The sequence below is a fragment of the Pseudoalteromonas sp. SG44-1 genome, from assembly GCF_014164315.1.
In the GTDB taxonomy this organism is placed as follows: domain Bacteria; phylum Pseudomonadota; class Gammaproteobacteria; order Enterobacterales; family Alteromonadaceae; genus Pseudoalteromonas; species Pseudoalteromonas rhizosphaerae.
In genome coordinates this window covers 1-3,341 of record NZ_JACJEW010000122.1, presented here as the reverse complement: position 1 = coordinate 3,341, position 3,341 = coordinate 1, and the positions used below count along the sequence as shown (strand labels likewise).

General features: G+C 41.9%; 1 protein-coding gene and 1 pseudogene. Both read left to right on the top strand.

The features are described from left to right. The first annotated feature begins 179 nt into the window (after nt 1-179). Nucleotides 180-3,089, top strand: a complete 2,910-nt coding sequence (locus H5187_RS22900; protein ID WP_182798412.1) for a hypothetical protein — start codon at nt 180-182, stop codon at nt 3,087-3,089. Continuing rightward, nucleotides 3,079-3,341, top strand: a pseudogene (locus H5187_RS22895) (hypothetical protein); the annotation flags it as partial. The gene H5187_RS22900 and the pseudogene H5187_RS22895, both read left to right, overlap by 11 nt.

Here is a 3,341-nt window from a genome sequence, read left to right as displayed (position 1 = left end):
TGGAGTATCTGCAAATACAAATCTAGCAGTCAGTGCTGGACAGTCATTACAGCTTAGGGCTGTGGCTAATACTGTTGCATTTCCGTACACCGAAGACGGGGTGCCAATAGCTGGCTCACGCTCTGTATCTATTGTTGTAACGGGTAGCAACTAAATTAATTAATAACGAGGACTAAACAATGGCAGCATTTACAGCCAGTCAAGCAAGCGTGACCAACGGCTCTAAAGTGGTCACAATCAACAGCGGTGAAAGTATCGCTAACATTAGACAGGGTGACTTTTTATTCTTAGTTGGCTTTTTAGTTGAGATAAATCGCGGCTATGTTGGCGCAGCCAGCCAGCAGTACATAGAGCTTGTTAAAAACTGGGCTAACAGTAGCCAGTCGAGCCAACCCGCTGTTGTAATACCCACAACCGGCGATTTTAGAGCCGCCGTGGATGCCATTAACAACGCCAATAAAAACGTCAATGACAACTTTGTGGCCATGCAAGATTGGCAAACAAAAACAGGCACAGTCACGTTCACTAATCAAGACGGAACTACAACAACGGTTAAAACGCTTAAGCAAATTGAAGCAGATAACGAAGCACAAATGGATGCGTACCACCCCTTTCCGTGGGCCATGCGAAAAGTCGAGTTTGAAGCTCGCCGCGCAGCGAATAATGAAAAATACGCTGCCAGCGGGTTTGTGCATTTGGGTAAGCACTATGTAAATTCCGCAGAATTTATAAAAGAAGGTATTACCTGTTTTTCTAGCTTCTGGGATGAGCCTAACAAAAACAGGTTCTGGATGGGACGAAGTTCCCAGGCATCTAGTGTTGGAGGTTCATCAAAAACAGACTCAGCAATTTTAAATATTGCGGGTGTTATAACAAATTTAGAGTCTCTCGCAGATGATTACGCTGAAACTTCAAGGTTAACCACGGTAAAACTACCACCTGTGGAGGATGGTACCCGCACATGTGATAGTGCAACGGGTGTATCAGTCACACACGCGACAGCAGCTATCGCGTTCGCAAGTGAAACTGCTACTAACAAAGTAGTCACTAATCGTGTTGATATGTGGGGTTTTGAAGCTTTCTTACGTGAAATTAATGCTGCTGACCCGTTTGTTTATAAGCATGGCTTAATTCAAAGTTTAGCAACGAGTATTAATGGTGTTCCAACCGTTGATGATAATGTACGCCCAATCACGTATTTCGCTTGGTACGAGGGCGATACAACTAGCCGAGGTAAAGGCGTAAACTGGCAAACTGCAACAGAATCACAGCGCATTGCAATAGCAAGTGACGCTGATAACAAAATCTATTTTGATGATGCAACCGGTAAATTTTATCAAATGAGTATTCGGGGACGAAGCTTTGCTGGTACTGGTAATGGGGATTGGTTAACGCTGGACTCAAACATTGATAAGGATATTGCCCCACAACTAGAGACTGTGGTTGTGGCGGCACAGGGTATTGCAGATTATAGAGCGCCCTATGTATCAGTAAGTACTAGACAAAATTCATACAGAGGATTTACTACTACGCTTAACGATGATCCGCAATTAGGTGTATATACTGTAGTTTCATCAAGTACAAACACGGCCATAAATGGAGAGTGCTATTTTCTGGTTTGTGGCACTGTAAGCCGCCGAAACACGGGTTTATATCACGAATCATTCAATAATTCCGGTACAGCTAAAGCAAGTGATAATAAAGAGTGGCATGAAACAACACAAATATTTACATCAAAATCAGATTGTTTTGATGTAGCTAAATTACTGGCTAGTTCTGGCTCTATTGCAAGCGCTAAAAGTGGCGCTCCAGATGGACGTTTCTACGATGCAATCTATGCCAGCGGCGCAGGTGGTGTATGTCGTGATATGCGTTATAGCGCTTATGGTTTGAGTCCCGACGATTTTACAGCAAAGGATGCGGCCATAAAATCAGCAGAATATCGTGGTCGTGAAAAAGCTATAAAAAGTAAAGTTATAGATACTGACTATTGGTTAGGTTCTAGTCATAGTAATAAATTAACAAAATGGATAAATTACTCTGGTGATTTGATCGTATATCTTGCAGGTAACACACTAAAAATACGTGTTGGTGATAATCTTATAGTTATTGATAAGACCAAAGATATTGTTTTTAAAATGAATAATATCTATACCATCGATGCATCTACTGCTAGATGTAAACTCACGGATGTTACTTCTTTAAAAGGTGCGTTTCCTGAAGTGTCAGGCGCAAATTCTAACGTTATTTATTTGGTCCATGAGGCAAAAATTCTTCCTTCGGTTTCGGGTGACTTCCTTCACACGGACATTATTGGAGATCCATCTAATATTCTGCTTTGTGATGATTTAAAAGATGGTTGGGCTGGTCTTTGGGTCCCAGTAATACCCGATGGGGTGAGTTCTGAATTTCCTCTATCACGACCAAGATCATCTGAAATATCCTCTCAAAAAAGAATTTATACCTCTAATAATGGACAGGATTGGACCGTTGGAACCGTGCCGATTGACATTCAGAAAAACGAAACCGTGGGTCAAGCTTATCCAGCGGGTTATATAGGCTTGCTAACATATAACACCAAAGCATCATTAGTAAAGAGCTCGATTAATACTGAAATTTATGGGGGGTTAGGTTATGTATTTGCTAGCTCAAGAGCAAAGGATGCCTCAGGTAGGGTTTTAGGATATTCACTAACCAAGAGAGTTAACAAGAGTTTAACGGGCTCAGTTCTGGGCAGTGATCAAGGTAATCACTCATTAACGTACATTCAAGGAGGAGATGGATATACAACTAACAAGTTATTAGGATTTAATAGTTGCGTTAGTCAGCACACCCCTATAGCTATAGTGGCACCACAATTTCAAAGCCCTGCATTCAAAGCCCTGAACTACAACGTAGTCGAAAACCAGCAAGGCTATGTTCAATACGCAGCGACAGAACTTAAACACAACGGAGTTGATTGGGGCGATGACGGCAAAATTCACATCGTAGATAATCAATCAACAATGCTAGACGAAAACGGTAATACTGTTTTAGTCGTTACAGCTCGCTGTGTAGAACCGCTTGGATGGATTAAAAATGACAAATAACATAACCCCAATTTTAGATTTTATCGTCCTAGACGAAAACGAAGCCCCCGTTCTTAATGAGCAGGGTTTACCGACACTTGCACAAGGGCCAATAGTAAATGACCTGTCGCAACTTATAGCAAAGGGTAAAGTTGAGCATATTGAAAAATTTGCCGAAATTGCCGCACAAGGCGAGCAATGGCAATGGGCGCGTAGCTACTACGAGTACTTAGTAGAGCTAAACCAAGTCAACGAGTTTAACGCTAACTTGCC